Source organism: Streptomyces sp. NPDC018019, assembly GCF_044327805.1.
GTDB lineage: Bacteria > Actinomycetota > Actinomycetes > Streptomycetales > Streptomycetaceae > Streptomyces.
This window is the reverse complement of record NZ_JBIRGD010000001.1, coordinates 19940-34921: the sequence shown is the minus strand read 5'-3', so window position 1 is coordinate 34921 and position 14982 is coordinate 19940. Positions and strand designations below refer to the sequence as shown.

Below are 14982 nucleotides of genomic sequence, written 5' to 3'. Positions count from 1 at the left end.
CTTTCGTCTCCACCGAGCGGGATCGTGACGGCCACGCCCGCCGGGCATCCCGTGCCGCGCCGCCTCAGTGGCGCCTCATCGGACGGCGGCCCGGGGGCTGGCTCGGCTCCGGGCGGGCCGCCAGGGCGGGGATGTCCCGCTTCTGGGGGCTCTTGTCGGAGACGGTGAGCGGTTCGCCGTAGTGCCTTATCTCCAGCGGCGCCCCTTCGGCCAGCGTGTACGTGGCCACCGCGCCGGTGATCTCCACCCGGAGCCGCCGCCCCAGCACCTGTACCGAGAAGGCCAGCCTGCTGAGCTTCTCGGGGAGGCGCGGCGCGAAGGACAGCGTCCGGCCCGTGTGGCGCATACCGCCGAACCCGGCGACGAGGGCGATCCACGTACCGGCGAGCGAGGCGGTGTGCAGGCCGTCGCGGGTGTTGTTCTCCAGGTCCTGGAGGTCCATCAGCGCCGCTTCGCCCAAGTAGTCGTAGGCCAGGGCCAGATGGCCGACCTCGGCGGCCATGACGGCCTGGCAGCAGGCGGAGAGGGAGGAGTCGCGCACGGTCAGCGGCTCGTAGTAGGCGAAGTTGCGCGCCTTGTGGTCCTCGTCGAAGCAGTCGCCCCGCTTGTACATGGCCAGGACCAGGTCGGCCTGCTTGATGACCTGCTTGCGGTACAGGTCGAAGTACGGGAAGTGCAGCATGAGCGGGTACTGGTCGCGACGCGTGCCGGCGAAATCCCAGACCTGGTGGTTGGTGAAGCCCGCCGACTGCTCGTGCACCCGCAAGGTGCGGTTGTACGGTACGGCGACCGCCTCGGCCGCGTCCCGCCAGGCCGCGCTCTCCTCGTCGTCCACACCCAGCGCCTCGGCCTCCCGCGGGTGGCGTTCGACGACGTCGGCGGCGGCCCGCAGGTTCGCCTGGGCCATCAGGTTGGTGTAGACGTTGTCGTCCGCGATGGCGCTGTACTCGTCGGGCCCGGTGACGCCGTCGATGTGGAACGTGCCGTGGTGGTCGTGATGGCCGAGGGAGTGCCACAGCCGGGCGGTCTCCACCAGGATCGGAACGGCGGTCTCCCGCTCGAACTCCTCGTCGCCGGTGGCGCACACGTAGCGCACGACCGCGTCCGCGATGTCGGCGTTGACGTGGAACGCGGCGGTCCCGGCCGGCCAGTACGCGGAACACTCCGAACCGTCGATCGTCCGCCAGGGGAACGCCGTGCCGCGCAGGCCGAGTTGGGTGGCCCGCTCACAGGCGGCGGGCATGGTGTCCTGCCGCCAGCGCAGCGCTTCGGCGACGGCGCCGGGCGAGGTGTACGTGAGCATCGGCAGGACGAACGTCTCGCTGTCCCAGAACGTGTGGCCGTCGTACCCGGAACCGGTCAGGCCCTTCGCCGGGATGGCGCGCTGCTCGGCCCGCGCGCCCGCCTGGAGGACGTGGAAGAGGGCGAAGCGCACCGCCTGCTGGATCTCCGCGTCCCCGTCGACCTCGACGTCCGCGCGGTTCCAGAAGTCGTCGAGGTACGCGCGCTGCTGGTCGGCCAGGCCCTGCCAGCCGATGCTGCGGGCCCCGGCGAGCGCGGCGTCCACCTGGTCGCGCACGGCGGGCAGCGACCGCGCGCCGGACCAGCCGTACGCCACCGTCTTCTCCAGGCGCAGCCGCTGGCCCTGCCGCAGCAGCGAGGTGACCGTGAAGCGGGCCACGTCGTCGCCGCTCTCGCCGTCGGTGGTGGTGCCCTCGGGCCCGTCGACGGTGTGGTCGGCGGCGGTGGCGACCCGCAGGCCGCTGCGCCGGGTGCAGTGGATCAGCCGCAGGCGCGCGTCGCGGGCGAAGTGCTCCTCGGGCTCCAGCGGGTTGTGCAGGGCCGAGGAGACCCGGGGGTCGCCGCCGGCCTCGGGCAGTTGCTCGTTGGTGACGAGTTCGGACTGCAGCACGACCCGGACCTCGGAGTCCAGCGGCTCGACCTCGTAGGCGACGGCGGCGACGGCCCGCTGGGTGAAGGAGACCAGGCGGGTGGAGGTCACCCGTACCGTGCAGCCGGCCGGCGAGGTCCACTCGCAGACCCGGCGCAGCACCCCGGCGCGCAGGTCCAGCACCCGTTCGTGGTGGCGCAGCCGCCCGTAGCGCAGATCGAACGGTTCGTCGTTGACCAGCAGCCGGATCAGCTTGCCGTTGGTGACGTTGATGATCGTCTGCCCGGCTTCCGGATAGCCGTAGCCGGCCTCGGCGTACGGCAGCGGGCGCAGCTCGTGGACGCCGTTGAGGTAGGTGCCGGGCAGGCCGTGCGGCTCGCCCTCGTCCAGGTTGCCGCGCCAGCCGATGTGCCCGTTGGACAGCGCGAAGACGGACTCGCTCTGCGGCAGCACGTCCAGGTTGAGGTCGGTCTCGCGCAGCAGCCAGGGTTCGCAGGAGTACGAGCGGTGGGTGATCATGCCTGGCCGTCCTCCTTCAGCAGCTCGGCGAGGTCCTGGACGACGATGTCGGCGCCGTGCCGCCGCAGCGCCTCGGCCTGGCCGACCCGGTCGACGCCGATGACGTACCCGAAGCGGCCGGCCCGCCCGGCGTCCATGCCGGCCAGCGCGTCCTCGTAGACGGCCGCCTGCGCGGCGGGGACGCCCAGCTCCCCGGCCGCCTCCAGGAAGGTGTCCGGGTGCGGTTTGCCCGGCAGTTTCCGCTCGGCGGCCACGTTCCCGTCGATGCGTACGTCGAAGAGGTTCGCCATGTGCACCGACTCCAGGACCTCGCGGCAGTTGGCGCTGGAGGAGACGACGGCGGTGGCCAGGCCCCGGTCCCGTACGGCGTGGACGTAGCGGCGGGAGCCCTCGTACGCCTCGGCGCCCACCTCGCGGAGCTTCTTCAGCAGCAGGTTGTTCTTGCGGTTGCCCAGCCCGTGCACGGTCTCGCGGTCCGGCGGGTCGTCGGGGCCGCCCTCCGGCAGCTCGATGCCGCGGGAGGCCATGAAGGTCCGGACGCCGTCGGCGCGCGGGCGCCCGTCCACGTACTCGTCGTAGTCGGTGACCGGGTCGAAGGGGGTGAACCCGGGGCCGTCCCGGTGGCGCAGGAAGTCGTCGAAGGTCTCCTTCCAGGCGGCCGTGTGGACGACGGCCGTCTTGGTCAGGACGCCGTCGAGGTCGAACAGACAGGCCCGGACCGTGTCCGGCAGGCCGAGTGGGGTCAGCGAATCCGTCATGGGAGACGAGTCCCCGCCGAATGTTCTTCGTATGTCTGTTCCGGATGTTTCCCGCCCGGAACGCGGCCGGGCGGGCCGGTACGGCGGATGCGGCAGGCGGCTACGCGCCCGCGCCCGCCCGCTTCCTGCGCTTCTTGCCCGCCTCCCCCCATACGCAGAGGGCCAGGCCGGCTGCGGCCATACCGGCGTACGCGACCGTCGGCAGGTCGAACCAGTGCGGCAGGATGCCCCAGCCCGTGCTGTCCGTGAAGATCCGGCCGAGGGCGCCCATGGCCCCCTGGATCAGGACGATGATTCCGAGGACTTGGATGATTTCTCGCATGGTTCCAGCCTCACGCGAGCGGCCCCGGGGATCGTCGTCCCCGGGGCCGAACCGGACCTCGTTCGAAAGTGGCAGCCGCGCGGGCCGGGCCTCATACCCGTACGCGCGAGCCGCCGGACGTACCGGCGCTCACGCCCCCAGCAGCTTGCGCACCCGGTCCGCGCCGACCGCGAGCAGCAGCGTGGGCAGCCGCGGGCCGGTGTCGCGCCCGACCAGCAGGTTGTAGAGCAGCGCGAAGAACGCGCGCTGCGCCACCTTCAGCTCCGGCGTCGGCTTGGCGTCCGGCGTCAACCCGGCCTGGATCTTCGGTACGCCGTAGACGAGCGTGGTCAGACCGTCCAGCGACCAGTGCTCGTCCAGCCCGTCCAGCAGCAGGCGCAGCGACTCGCGGCCCTGCTCGTCCAGCGAGCCGAGCAGCTCGGTGTCCGGCTCCTCGCGCACGATCGTGCGCTGGTCGGCCGGGACCTGGGTGTTGATCCAGTACTCCGCGCGGTCCAGCCGGGGGCGGGTCTCGTCCAGGGACGTGACCGGGTTGGCCGGGTCCAGCTCGCCGAGGATGCGCAGGGTCTGCTCGTCGTGCCCGCCGGTGATGTCCACGACCGAGGCCAGCGTGCGGTACGGCAGCGGGCGCGGGGTGCGGGGCAGCTCACCGGCGGCCGTGCGCACCGCGCGGGAGTGCGCGGCCGCGTCGGCGGGCAGCACCGAGCCGTCGGCGACCTTCGACTCCAGCTTGTCCCACTCGTCGTAGAGCCGCTGGATCTCCTGGTCGAAGGCGATCTTGAACGCCTGGTTGGGCTTGCGGCGCGCGTACAGCCAGCGCAGCAGCGGCGCCTCCATGATCTTCAGCGCGTCGCCCGGGGTCGGCACGCCGCCCTTGGAGGAGGACATCTTGGCCATGCCGCTGATGCCCACGAAGGCGTACATCGGGCCGATGGGCTGCGCGCCGCCGAAGACCTCGCGCACGATCTGCCCGCCGACCACGAACGACGACCCCGGCGAGGAGTGGTCCACACCGGACGGCTCGAAGATCACGCCCTCGTACGCCCAGCGCATCGGCCAGTCGACCTTCCAGACCAGCTTGCCGTGGTCGAACTCCTTCAGGAGCACGGTCTCGGCGTGGCCGCAGGCGGTGCAGGTGTAGGCCAGCTCGGTGGTCTCGTCGTCGTACGAGGTGACCTGGGTCAGGTCCTTGGCGCAGGCGGTGCAGTACGGCTTGTACGGGAAGTACTCCCCGCCGGCCGCGCTGCCGTCGTCCTCGCCGGCCGCGCCGGAGCCCTCCGCCGCCGCCAGCTCGGCCTCGTCGACCGGCTTCTGCTGCTTCTGGACCTGCTTCTTCTTCGGCTCGCCGGTCGCCTTGTCCTTGGTGCGGTAGCGGTCCAGGACGGCGTCGATCTCGGCGCGGTGCTTCATCGCGTGCAGGATCTGCTCGCGGTACGCGCCGGAGGTGTACTGCGCGGTCTGGCTGATGCCGCGGTACTCCACACCCAGCTCGGCCAGCGCCTCCTCCATGGCGGCCTTGAAGTGCTCGGCCCAGTTCGGATACGCGGAGCCGGCCGGGGCCGGGACCGAGGTCAGCGGCTTGCCGATGTGCTCGGCCCACGACTCGTCGATGCCCGCGACGCCCGCCGGGACCTTCCGGTACCGGTCGTAGTCGTCCCAGGAGATGATGTGGACACACTCATGGCCGCGGCGCCGGATCTCGTCGGCGACCAGGTGCGGGGTCATGACCTCGCGGAGGTTGCCGAGGTGGATCGGGCCGGAAGGGGACAGGCCCGAGGCGCAGACGATCGGTTTGCCGGGGGCGCGGCGCTCCGCCTCGGCAATGACCTCGTCCGCGAACCTGGAGACCCAGTCGGTCTCGGTGCTCTGCTGAGCCACGATCGGCCCTTCCTCTTCTCACCACTCGACGTGCCTGACGGCCCCATTCTCCCAGACGGAGCCGCGGCCGGATTTTCCCTGTGGAAAACCGATGGAACCGCCGTGGGATACTCGTCGGCAAACCCTTTCCACTTCAACGGAACGGCCTTCATTCCATGACTTCGGTCCCTTCCCTCGCAGCCACGGTCAACCAGCGCGTCGCGGACGCCCTCTCGGCAGCCCTGCCGGAGGCCGGTGCCGCCGACCCGCTGCTGCGACGAAGCGACCGGGCCGACTTCCAGGCCAACGGCATGCTGGCGCTGGCCAAGAAGCTCAAGGGCAACCCGCGCGAGCTGGCCTCCCAGGTCGTCGGGCAGCTCGCCGCCGGCGACGTGATCAAGGAGATCGAGGTCTCCGGCCCCGGCTTTTTGAACATCACCGTCTCCGACGAGGCGATCGTCCGGACGCTGGCCGCCCGCGCCGCCGACGACCGCCTCGGCGTGCCGTACGCCGAGACCGCGGGCACCACGGTGATCGACTACGCGCAGCCGAACGTCGCCAAGGAGATGCACGTCGGCCACCTGCGCTCCGCCGTGATCGGCGCCGCGATGGTCGAGATCCTGGAGTTCACCGGCGAGAAGGTGGTCCGCCGCCACCACATCGGCGACTGGGGCACCCAGTTCGGCATGCTCATCCAGTACCTGATCGAGCACCCGCACGAGCTGGACCACAAGAGCGATGACACCTCCGCCGAGGTCTCCGGCGAAGAGGCCATGTCCAACCTCAACCGCCTCTACAAGGCGTCCCGCGCCCTGTTCGACTCCGACGAGGAGTTCAAGGACCGCGCCCGCCGCCGCGTCGTGGACCTCCAGGCCGGCGACGCGCAGACGCTCGCCCTGTGGCAGCGCTTCGTCGACGAGTCGAAGGTCTACTTCTACTCGGTCTTCGACAAGCTGGACATGGAGATCCGGGACGCGGACGTGGTCGGCGAGTCCGGCTACAACGCCATGCTGGAGGAGACCTGCCGGCTGCTGGAGGAGTCCGGTGTCGCGGTCCGCTCCGACGGCGCGCTCTGCGTCTTCTTCGACGACGTCAAGGGCCCGGACGGCAACCCGACCCCGCTGATCGTCAAGAAGTCCGACGGCGGCTACGGCTACGCGGCCACCGACCTGTCCGCCATCCGCGACCGGGTCGGCAACCTCGGCGCGACCACCCTGCTGTACGTGGTCGACGCCCGCCAGTCGCTGCACTTCAAGATGGTCTTCGAGACCGCCCGCCGGGCCGGCTGGCTGGGCGCGGACGTGCAGGCCGTACAGCTCGCCTTCGGCACCGTCCTCGGCAAGGACGGCAAGCCGTTCAAGACCCGTGAGGGCGAGACGGTGCGGCTGGTGGACCTGCTCGACGAGGCGGTGGAGCGGGCGACCGCCGTGGTCCGCGAGAAGAGCGAGAAGATCGGCCTGTCCGAGGCGGAGATCGTCGAGAACGGCGCCCACGTCGGCATCGGCGCCGTGAAGTACGCGGACCTGTCCACCTCGGCCGCCCGCGACTACAAGTTCGACCTGGACCAGATGGTCTCGCTCAACGGCGACACCAGCGTGTACCTCCAGTACGCGTACGCCCGTATCCAGTCCATCCTGCGCAAGGCCGGGGACACGGCCGCCCCCAAGGCCCACCCGGAGCTGGCGCTGGCCGGGCCCGAGCGCGCGCTGGGCCTGCACCTGGACCAGTTCGCGGAGACCGTGCACGAGGCGGCGGCCGGCCACGAGCCGCACAAGCTCGCCGCGTACCTCTACCAGCTCGCCTCTCTCTACACGACCTTCTACGACCAGTGCCCGGTCCTGAAGGCCGAGGGCGGCAGCGAGCAGGTCGAGAACCGCCTGTTCCTGTGCGACCTGACGGCGCGCACACTGCACCGCGGCATGGCGCTGCTGGGCATCCGGACGCCCGAGCGGCTCTGACGCCCGCCCGGCCCGGACGTCAGAAGGCCCCGCCGGAGCTCCGCGGCTCCGGCGGGGCCTTCCCGTTGCCCGCCGTCAGTTCCCGGTGGGCTCCCAGACGTTCTGGTCGTACCGGTAGAGGTAGGCCGGGCGGCCCTTCATCGCGCTGGTGCGGAACGGTCTGCCGTGATCGTCGAGGCGCAGCGTGCCGCGCCGGCCGCCGCTGCTCCACTCCAGCTCCAGGTACCAGCTGACGTCGTTCGCCGCCGCGTGCGCGTCGACGTACAGCATCTGCGGGTCGGACGCCGAGACCTTGAACGGGAAGTCGGTCGCCGGGATCTTCCGGTCCCCCTGCTCCCCGGCCACCGGCCGCGTCCGCGGCTGCGCCGCGTCCAGGCCGACGTCGAACGAGGCCGGGGTGAGCCCGCCGCCGCAGCCGTTGCCCATGGAGTACGCCGATCCGGCCGCCGACGCCGTGCGCGCGGTGGTGCGTACGGTCAGCGAGTGCAGGACGACGGCCTCGTCGCCGGTGCCCTGCACGGCCAGCGAAACCCTGAGGTGCCCGCCGGGGACCGCGCCCAGCGCGTTCGCCCAGCCGCGCGCGTCCGGCCCCGAAGGCGGCGGCGGTACCTCGGTGGGCGGCTTGTCGAGCATGTACCAGCGGTCGCAGGGATCGTCCCAGTTGTTCGTACGGACATCGACGGTCAGCGGGGTGCCGCTGGTCCGGCCGCTGCTGCCGCCCGCCTCGCCCTTGCCCTCGCCGGAGGGCTTGGCGTCACCGGACGGGGCCGGGGCGGCCGGCGTGCGGTCCGGCGCCGGCGTGCCGGTCGCTCCGGAGGCGGACGCGGACGGCATTGCGGAGGCACCGCCGTCCGGGACCGGCCCGCGCCCACCGGCCGCACGGTCGGCCACCTGGGCATCGGCCGGTCTCGTACGGTCCGGCCCGGAGGAGGACGTGGTGCCGAGGACGACGACGGGCACGGCCAGCGCGACGACGGCGGCAGCGGCGAGGGCGAGGCGCAGTTTGGGGCGAGTGGGGTGGGCGGGGGTGGCCACCGGGGTTGGGGCGGGGGCGGACTCGGGGGCGGACTCGGGTGCGGGTGCGGCCCCGGAAGGAGCGTCCGTCGCTGTCTCGGCGCCGGGTACGGGCTCCGGCGTGGGCTCGACCGGTACGGCCTCCTCTGGTACTGCCTTCTCCGGGGCGGGCTCCACCGGTACGGCCTTCTCCGGTACGGGATTGTCCGGCGCGGGCTCCTTCGAAGCAGCCGCCGCCGTAGCGGCCCCCGCCGTACCGGGCTCCTCCGCTCCCCGCCGCCCCCGTGCCGCGTCCGCCAGGATCCACCGGCGGTGCAGCTCGACCAGTTCCTCCGACTGCGCGCCGCACACCCGGGCCAGCCGCTCCACGGGCGCGTAATCCGTCGGCACCGCGTCACCGTTGCAGTAGCGGTGCAGCGTGGACGTGCTCATGTGCAGGCGTTTGGCCAGGGCGCCGTAACTCAGCCCTGATCTCGTCTTCAGCGTGCGCAGCAGCGCCGCGAAACCCTCCGTGCCGGGAGCCGTGCCCACCGTTCCCCTCCTGACCTCGTCCCGGAACCGCGTTCCAGGGACCCCCGTTTCCCCAGGTCAGCGTACGCGTATTCGTTCCAGCGTCCCGGATGTCCGGACGGCCGTTGTGCCCGGGACGGACCGTCACCCAGGCTGTGACCACCGACGACGCCCTGACCAGGGCCTTACCGGGGAGCAACCGTGCGGACCCGTTTCCGCTGTCCTCTCGAACCGGCCGATCTCGCGGCACTGGGCGTACTCGCCGTCTGTGTCGCCGTCATCACGGCCGTCCTCCACGCCACCTGACCGCACCCGTCTCACCTGACCCGCCTGACTCTCCTGCCTAGTCCTGTCCCGCCTGACCCACCGTTCATCCGTCACCACCACCCTGGGAGCACCACCCATGCGTTCACGTCTCTTCACCACCCGTACCGCCCGTGTCGCCGCCTCCGCCGCGGCCGTCGCCGCCGCCCTCTCGCTGACCGCGTGCGGCGGTGGCGAGGACGGCAAGAAGGCCGCCGGCGCCGAGCGGCCCGCGGCCTCGGCCGGGCCGGACGCCTCGGCCGGGTCCGCCTCCCAGGGCGGTGCGGACAGCCCGGGCGGTACGGGCCCGTCGGGGAAGTCCCCCTCGGGGTCGGGCGCGCAGGGCGGCCAGGGCTCGCACGCCACCCCGGCCAAGTCCGGCGCCGCGGGCAAGCACGACACCGCGCCGGGCGGAAAGTCCACCACCTGCACCGCGGCCAACACCAAGGTGACCGTCTCCAAGCTCAGCCGCCCCATCAACCACCTGCTGCTCACCCTCACCAACACCGGCTCGGCCCGCTGCGACGCGTACCACTACCCGGCCCTCCGCTTCGACGACGCCCAGGCGCCCACCGCGGTCGATCAGAACAGCCGGCCGCAGGCCGTGGTGTCCGTCGAGCCGGGCGAGTCCGCGTACGCGGCCGTACGCACCTCCGACGCCACCGGGGAGGCCGACGGCGGAAAGACGGTGCACCGCCTCCAGGTCTTCTTCGCGAACCGGGACGGCGGTTACGGCGACCGCCCGGCCCGGCCCGTACTCCCGAAGGGCACGTACATCGACGACTCCGCCGAGGTGACGTACTGGCAGAGCGAACTGAACGACGCCCTCTGAGCGTCACCCCACGCCCCACGCCACCACACGGCTTGCGCAACCGCCCCTCTGTCCCCAACGTCCCCACCAGCAACAGCCACCCGGGGAACCGGGAAACCGGAGCCCCGGGGAACCGCGGAAAGGACACACCATGCGCAAGTCCACGTCACCGCTCACCCGGCGGACGCTGCTCGGTGCCGGCCTCGGCCTCGGCGGCGCGCTCGCCCTCGGCACCACGACGGCGAGCGCGGCCCCGGCCGGCACCTCCGCGGCCCCCGCCGCCACCCGCCGCCTGCGGGAGCTGGAGCGGGAACACGAGGCCAGAGTCGGCGTCTTCGCCCTCAACCTCGCCACCGGCGCGTCCCTGCTCCACCGCGCGCACGAGCGGTTCCCGATCTGCTCCGTCTTCAAGACGCTCGCCGTGGCGGCCGTCCTGCGCGACCTCGACCAGGACGGCACCGAGCTGTCCCGCCGCATCCACTACACCGCGGACGACGTGCAGAAGGCCGGGCACGTGCCCATCACGAAGGACCACATCGGCACGGGCATGACCATACGGGAGCTGTGCGACGCGACGATCCGCTTCAGCGACAACTGCGCCGCCAACCTGCTCCTGCACGAGCTCGGCGGTCCGACCGCCGTCACCCGCTTCTGCCGCTCCGTCGGTGACCCGGTCACCCGGCTCGACCGCTGGGAGCCGGAGCTGAACTCCGCCGAGCCCGGCCGCCGTACGGACACCACCACGCCGTACGCCATCGCCCGCACCTACCGGCGGCTCGTCCTCGGCGACGCCCTGGACGGCCCCGACCGCGCGCTGCTGACGGACTGGCTGCTGCGCAACACCACCAGCGTCGAGCGCTTCCGCAAGGGCCTGCCGAAGGACTGGAAGGTGGCGGACAAGTCCGGCGGCGGCAGCACGTACGGGACGAGCAACGACGTGGGCATCGCCTGGACCCCGGGCGGCACCCCGATCGTCCTCGCCCTCTTCACCCACAAGCCGACGCTCCCCAACGCCTCGGGCGACACCCCCCTGGTCATCGAAACCGCCACCGTGATGGCCGAGGCGGTCGGCCGGGCCTGAACCGCTCCGCCCTCCCCACCAGCCGCCCGCTGCCCCGGCCGTCACCTTCGGCCGGGGCAGTCGGTCAAAAGGCCGCTCGCCGGGGCCGCATCCCGAAACCATTTGCCGGGGCACACGCCATCCCGTAAATTCCTCTCCTTCCGCCTGAGGGCGGGCATTTCCCTGTTCAGGAGAGTTACTCAGCCATGTCTCACATACCCGTCGGCCCTCCGTACGACGGTTTCCCGCCCACCGGCGGTCCGGCACTCCGCCCCACCAAGGGCCTCGCCACCGCCGTCACCACGCTGCTGTACGTGGTCATCGCCACCGACCTCCTCGCCGTCGGCGCCGACCTCAACATCCGGGCGCTGCTCGGTGATCTGGCGACCGCGACCGAGCAGAAGGCCGAACGGGCCGACGCGCTGTACGGGCTCGCCGCCGTCCTTCAGGGCACCGCCCTCCTCGCCACCGCCGTCGTGTTCATCATCTGGTTCCACCGCTCGCGGGTGAACGCCGAGCACTACACCCGGGATGTGTGCACCCTGGGCCGCGGGTGGGCCATCGGCTCCTGGTTCGTACCGATCGGCAACCTGTGGCTGCCGTTCCGCGTCGCCAAGGAGACCTGGCAGGCGAGCGCCCAGTCGGCGCCCGACGGTTCCCGGCGTACGGTCTCGGCCGCGCCGGTACGGGCCTGGTGGACGCTGTGGGTCGTGTCGCTGATCGTCGGCCGGACCGGCAACACCCTCTACAAGAGGGCCGAACTGCCGGACGCCATCCGCCAGGCCGTGACGGTCGTCGCCCTGTCCGACCTCCTGGACATCGCCGCCGCCGTCCTCGCCATCCTTTTCGTCCGCAAGCTGACGCGTATGCAGCAGCTTCCCGCCGCCCCGTACGCATTCACGCCGACGGGCCCCGCCCCGTCCACCCCCGTCTGACCTTGCCGGCCCTCCCCCAGGGCCGGCCCCTCCTCACCGGTACGGCGACCGCCTCCCTCACCCGAGCGCGCACCCGCCTCCGCCGCTCCACAGCGGCCCCTCCTCCCCCAACTCGAACCACATCACCTTGCCTCCCCCCGACCCCAACGCCCCCGACCCGTAGGCGAATCCGCCGAAGCTCTCGGCACACAGCCTGACCAGCCCCAGCCCCCGCCCGGCCTCGGCCGCCGGTCCGGCCACCGCCGCCGCCCCGAAGATCGGCAGCTCCGGATTCCCGTCCCACACGCTGACGCGCAGGCGCGCCCCGATCCGCTTCACCCGCACGTTGGCGGGCCCCTGCGCGTACCGGTGCGAGTTGGCGATCAGCTCCGACGCCAGCAGCTCCGCCCCGTCGGCCAGTTCCGTCTCCCCGTGCTCTTCCAGCACCAGCCGCACCACCCGCCGCGCGACGCGCGGAGCACGGGGGTGGTCGGACATCTCGAACGCGTACTCCCAGCCACCGGACATACGACGCCTCCGTTGCGGATGCGCAGTTGGCGCCACTGTGTGAGTGACGCGACACACACCATAGCGTCTACGGATGGATAGATTCCACCGAATCACTAGAATCCATCGTCCTGGTGTGATGGCGTTGCCCACGGCAGACTGATCGCGGGCGAAGAGAGGGGCACATGGCCGCGAGGACACACCCGACGGCGCGGCAGCGACGCCTCGGGGCGGAACTCCGGAAGCTGCGCGAGAAGTCCGGCATGACCGCGACCGTGGCGGGCGCACTGCTCGGGGGCAACCAGGCCCGCATAAGCAACATCGAGACCGGCCGCGTGCCCATCAGCGCGGACCGCGTGCGCACACTCGCCTGCAACTACGACTGCGCGGACGAAGCCCTCATCGACGCCCTGGCCTCGATGACCGGCGGCCGCACCCGCCACTGGTGGGAGGAGTATCGAGGCGTCCTGCCACCCGGCATGCTCGACTTGGCCGAACTCGAACACTACGCCGTCGAACTGCGCACAGCACAAACCTCAAGCCTGCCGGGACTGCTCCAGACCGTCGACCACGCCCGCGTCGTCTTCCAACAGGGCGTTCCCGCACTGCCCCCTCCGGAGATCGAGCACCGCATCTCCCTGCGCATCAAACGCCAGACGGTTCTTTACCGGCAGGACCCCGTGCCGTACACCGCCATCATTCACGAAGCGGCCCTTCGTATGCAGTTCGGAGGCGCGGCCATCACCAAGGCTCAGCTCAAGCACCTGCTCGAAGTGAGTGAACGGGACAACGTCACGATCGCCGTCATCCCTTTCACGGCGGGCGCCCACCCAGGTTCGGGACAGACTGTGCTGTACGCACACGGCCCCGTGCCGCAGCTCGACACCGTGCAACTCGACCAATCGCACGGCCCCACACTGCTCGACACCGAGGCCCAACTCGCCAAGTACCGCACGGTCCTCGACCGTCTTCATGCATTGTCGCTCAGCCCAGAGGCGTCACAGAATTTTATTCACGCCATCGCCCGAGACCTCTGAAAGGCAGCCCGTGTCCGCGCCCAACTGGCAGAAATCCTCGTACTGCGCAGAAGGAAACAACTGCCTGAACGTCGCCGCATCCCCCGACCACACCATACGTATCCGGGAGAGCGAGACCCCCCACACCGTACTCACCACCAGCCAGACCCACCTCGGCTTCCTCATAGGTGCCATCAAGCGCGACACCCTCACCCCGGACGCCTGACCCCTGCCGCACCCGCCACACGGTCACGTCCCGCACGGACTCTCCGCAGGAGCGGTGCGAGCCCCCAACTCCTTGTAGAAGAACGCGCAGTCCCGCAGCGCCCCCGCCGCGTCCTCCCGGCCGAAGGGCGCGCATGCGCGACCCGGGCCACCCACACGCGTGGCCCGGGTACGCGTCCGCTCAGCTCATCAGCTTGTCGGCGGCCTTTTCGATCTGCGCGGAGAAGGCGCTCACCTTCGTGTAGACGCCGGGCTTGCCCGGCCGCGCGCAGCCCTCGCCCCAGCTGGTGATGCCGACCTGGACCCAGTCGCCGTCCTCGTCACGGCGGAACATCGGGCCGCCGGAGTCGCCCTGGCAGGTGTCCACCCCGCCCTCCGCCATGAAGCCGGCGCAGATCTCCTCGCCCGGGGTCAGCTCGTCCCCGTACGCCTGCTTGCAGGTGGCGGTGTTCACGAACGGCACCCTGGCCTTGCGCAGGTAGCGCTGCTGGGCGCCGCCCTCGCTGCTGGCGCCCCAGCCCGCGATCGTGAACGTGCCGCGGTCGAACGTGTCGTCCTCGGCGAGATGCAGCGTCTCCTGGTTCTTGATCGGCGCGGCCAGCTTGATCAGGGCCCAGTCCTTGCCCTTGCCGTTGTAGCCGGGGGCCTGGGCGACCTCGGTGGACTTCACCTTGATGGCCTTGGGGTTCTGGAGGTCCACGACGCCCGCGGTGACGGTGATGGACGTGTTGGGGCCGCTGCCGTCCACGCAGTGCGCGGCGGTGAGCACGACGTCCTCACGGATGAGGGAGCCGCCGCAGCCCATGGACAGCCGCACCATGAACGGGAACTCGCCCTGCTTGGCGGGCGGCCCGCCGATGATCGACTGGCCGGGGGGCGGCGACGGGTTCGGGGCGGCCTGGGCGCCGTCGGCCGACTGGAGTGCAACCGCCGCCGCCACGGCGGCGCCAACGGCTATGGATCGCTTGATACATCTCGCGGAGCGCTTCAAGGACTTCCCTCTCGCGTCGGAGGCACATCGGTGTCCAGCACGTACGCACAGCACACCGGGACACCACCGCAGCGCGGAACCGCGCCGGAAGTGCCACGACGTGCTGGAGCGTTGTGATTATGTGGACGCGCACCAAAGACGCACAAGGTTCTGAAACAGGCCAACTTCCCGAGTACGGCGACGTATCCGTATCTGGGCGGGTCGGGCCGGTACGGGCGGGTGGGCGGTAAACCTTCCGACCACCCGTACCCCGCCTGCCCGCCCGGACCCGCCCGCCGTCCTCGGTTCGCCTTCCTCCGACCGGCGCCCCGCGACCGGCCTCAGCG

At 71.4% G+C, this 14982-nt stretch carries 13 protein-coding genes; 6 read left to right on the top strand and 7 right to left on the bottom strand.

All coding sequences use genetic code 11. The annotated features are described in order from the left end of the window. Positions 1-64: 64 nt before the first annotated feature. From ACH4FX_RS00165 to lysS, 4 genes are all read right to left on the bottom strand, one after another. The gene (locus tag ACH4FX_RS00165) at positions 65-2410 is read right to left on the bottom strand and encodes a glycoside hydrolase family 65 protein (RefSeq protein ID WP_398473945.1); all 2346 of its coding nucleotides are present in this window, start codon (positions 2408-2410) and stop codon (positions 65-67) included. Beyond that, positions 2407-3168 (bottom strand): HAD family hydrolase, encoded by a 762-nt coding sequence (locus ACH4FX_RS00160; RefSeq protein ID WP_398473944.1) that lies wholly within the window; start codon positions 3166-3168, stop codon positions 2407-2409. The genes ACH4FX_RS00165 and ACH4FX_RS00160 overlap by 4 nt, the downstream gene beginning before the upstream one ends. A gap of 100 nt (positions 3169-3268) precedes the next feature. Beyond that, positions 3269-3490: a hypothetical protein gene (locus ACH4FX_RS00155; protein WP_398473943.1), complete on the bottom strand. Its 222-nt coding sequence runs from the start codon at positions 3488-3490 to the stop codon at positions 3269-3271. A gap of 129 nt (positions 3491-3619) precedes the next feature. Continuing rightward, positions 3620-5368, bottom strand: a complete 1749-nt coding sequence (lysS, locus tag ACH4FX_RS00150) for a lysine--tRNA ligase (protein ID WP_398473942.1) — start codon at positions 5366-5368, stop codon at positions 3620-3622. 155 nt (positions 5369-5523) lie between these two features. Here lysS and argS point away from each other — a divergent pair, with 155 nt between their 5' ends. Further along, the gene (argS, locus tag ACH4FX_RS00145) at positions 5524-7305 is read left to right on the top strand and encodes an arginine--tRNA ligase (RefSeq protein WP_398473941.1); all 1782 of its coding nucleotides are present in this window, start codon (positions 5524-5526) and stop codon (positions 7303-7305) included. A 75-nt stretch (positions 7306-7380) separates the two neighbouring features. Here the strand turns inward: argS and ACH4FX_RS00140 are convergent, their stop codons facing one another. Then, on the bottom strand, positions 7381-8850 hold the full coding sequence (locus tag ACH4FX_RS00140) for a helix-turn-helix domain-containing protein (protein ID WP_398473940.1): 1470 nt from the start codon (positions 8848-8850) through the stop codon (positions 7381-7383). Between the two features lie 382 nt (positions 8851-9232). On the opposite strand from ACH4FX_RS00140, the gene ACH4FX_RS00135 reads away from it, so the two are divergent. From ACH4FX_RS00135 to ACH4FX_RS00125, 3 genes are all read left to right on the top strand, one after another. Next, positions 9233-9964, top strand: coding sequence for a DUF4232 domain-containing protein (locus ACH4FX_RS00135; RefSeq protein ID WP_398473939.1), 732 nt, complete (start codon positions 9233-9235; stop codon positions 9962-9964). 130 nt (positions 9965-10094) lie between these two features. Next, positions 10095-11024 (top strand): class A beta-lactamase, encoded by a 930-nt coding sequence (bla, locus tag ACH4FX_RS00130; RefSeq protein ID WP_398473938.1) that lies wholly within the window; start codon positions 10095-10097, stop codon positions 11022-11024. Positions 11025-11209: 185 nt separating this feature from the next. Next, the gene (locus ACH4FX_RS00125) at positions 11210-11938 is read left to right on the top strand and encodes a DUF4328 domain-containing protein (RefSeq protein ID WP_398473937.1); all 729 of its coding nucleotides are present in this window, start codon (positions 11210-11212) and stop codon (positions 11936-11938) included. Between the two features lie 57 nt (positions 11939-11995). Here ACH4FX_RS00125 and ACH4FX_RS00120 read toward each other — a convergent pair whose 3' ends face one another. Next, positions 11996-12445 (bottom strand): ATP-binding protein, encoded by a 450-nt coding sequence (locus tag ACH4FX_RS00120; RefSeq protein WP_398473936.1) that lies wholly within the window; start codon positions 12443-12445, stop codon positions 11996-11998. Positions 12446-12609: 164 nt separating this feature from the next. Here ACH4FX_RS00120 and ACH4FX_RS00115 point away from each other — a divergent pair, with 164 nt between their 5' ends. Then, complete coding sequence (locus ACH4FX_RS00115; protein ID WP_398473935.1) at positions 12610-13461, top strand: helix-turn-helix domain-containing protein; 852 nt, start codon at positions 12610-12612, stop codon at positions 13459-13461. A 10-nt stretch (positions 13462-13471) separates the two neighbouring features. Further along, positions 13472-13666 (top strand): DUF397 domain-containing protein, encoded by a 195-nt coding sequence (locus tag ACH4FX_RS00110; RefSeq protein WP_398473934.1) that lies wholly within the window; start codon positions 13472-13474, stop codon positions 13664-13666. A 180-nt stretch (positions 13667-13846) separates the two neighbouring features. On the opposite strand, the gene ACH4FX_RS00105 is transcribed toward ACH4FX_RS00110, so the two are convergent. Continuing rightward, entirely contained in the window at positions 13847-14605 is a 759-nt protein-coding gene (locus ACH4FX_RS00105; RefSeq protein ID WP_398473933.1) for a S1 family peptidase, read from the bottom strand. Positions 14606-14982: the final 377 nt, after the last annotated feature.

What these genes read in the sequence shown, in the direction of transcription:
- ACH4FX_RS00125 (WP_398473937.1), top strand. Translation starts at nt 11,210, where the DNA reads ATGTCTCACATACCCGTCGGCCCTCCGTACGACGGTTTCCCGCCCACC.
- ACH4FX_RS00160 (WP_398473944.1), bottom strand. Translation starts at nt 3,168, where the DNA reads ATGACGGATTCGCTGACCCCACTCGGCCTGCCGGACACGGTCCGGGCC.
- ACH4FX_RS00165 (WP_398473945.1), bottom strand. Translation starts at nt 2,410, where the DNA reads ATGATCACCCACCGCTCGTACTCCTGCGAACCCTGGCTGCTGCGCGAG.
- ACH4FX_RS00120 (WP_398473936.1), bottom strand. Translation starts at nt 12,445, where the DNA reads ATGTCCGGTGGCTGGGAGTACGCGTTCGAGATGTCCGACCACCCCCGT.
- ACH4FX_RS00115 (WP_398473935.1), top strand. Translation starts at nt 12,610, where the DNA reads ATGGCCGCGAGGACACACCCGACGGCGCGGCAGCGACGCCTCGGGGCG.
- ACH4FX_RS00155 (WP_398473943.1), bottom strand. Translation starts at nt 3,490, where the DNA reads ATGCGAGAAATCATCCAAGTCCTCGGAATCATCGTCCTGATCCAGGGG.
- ACH4FX_RS00135 (WP_398473939.1), top strand. Translation starts at nt 9,233, where the DNA reads ATGCGTTCACGTCTCTTCACCACCCGTACCGCCCGTGTCGCCGCCTCC.
- argS (WP_398473941.1), top strand. Translation starts at nt 5,524, where the DNA reads ATGACTTCGGTCCCTTCCCTCGCAGCCACGGTCAACCAGCGCGTCGCG.
- bla (WP_398473938.1), top strand. Translation starts at nt 10,095, where the DNA reads ATGCGCAAGTCCACGTCACCGCTCACCCGGCGGACGCTGCTCGGTGCC.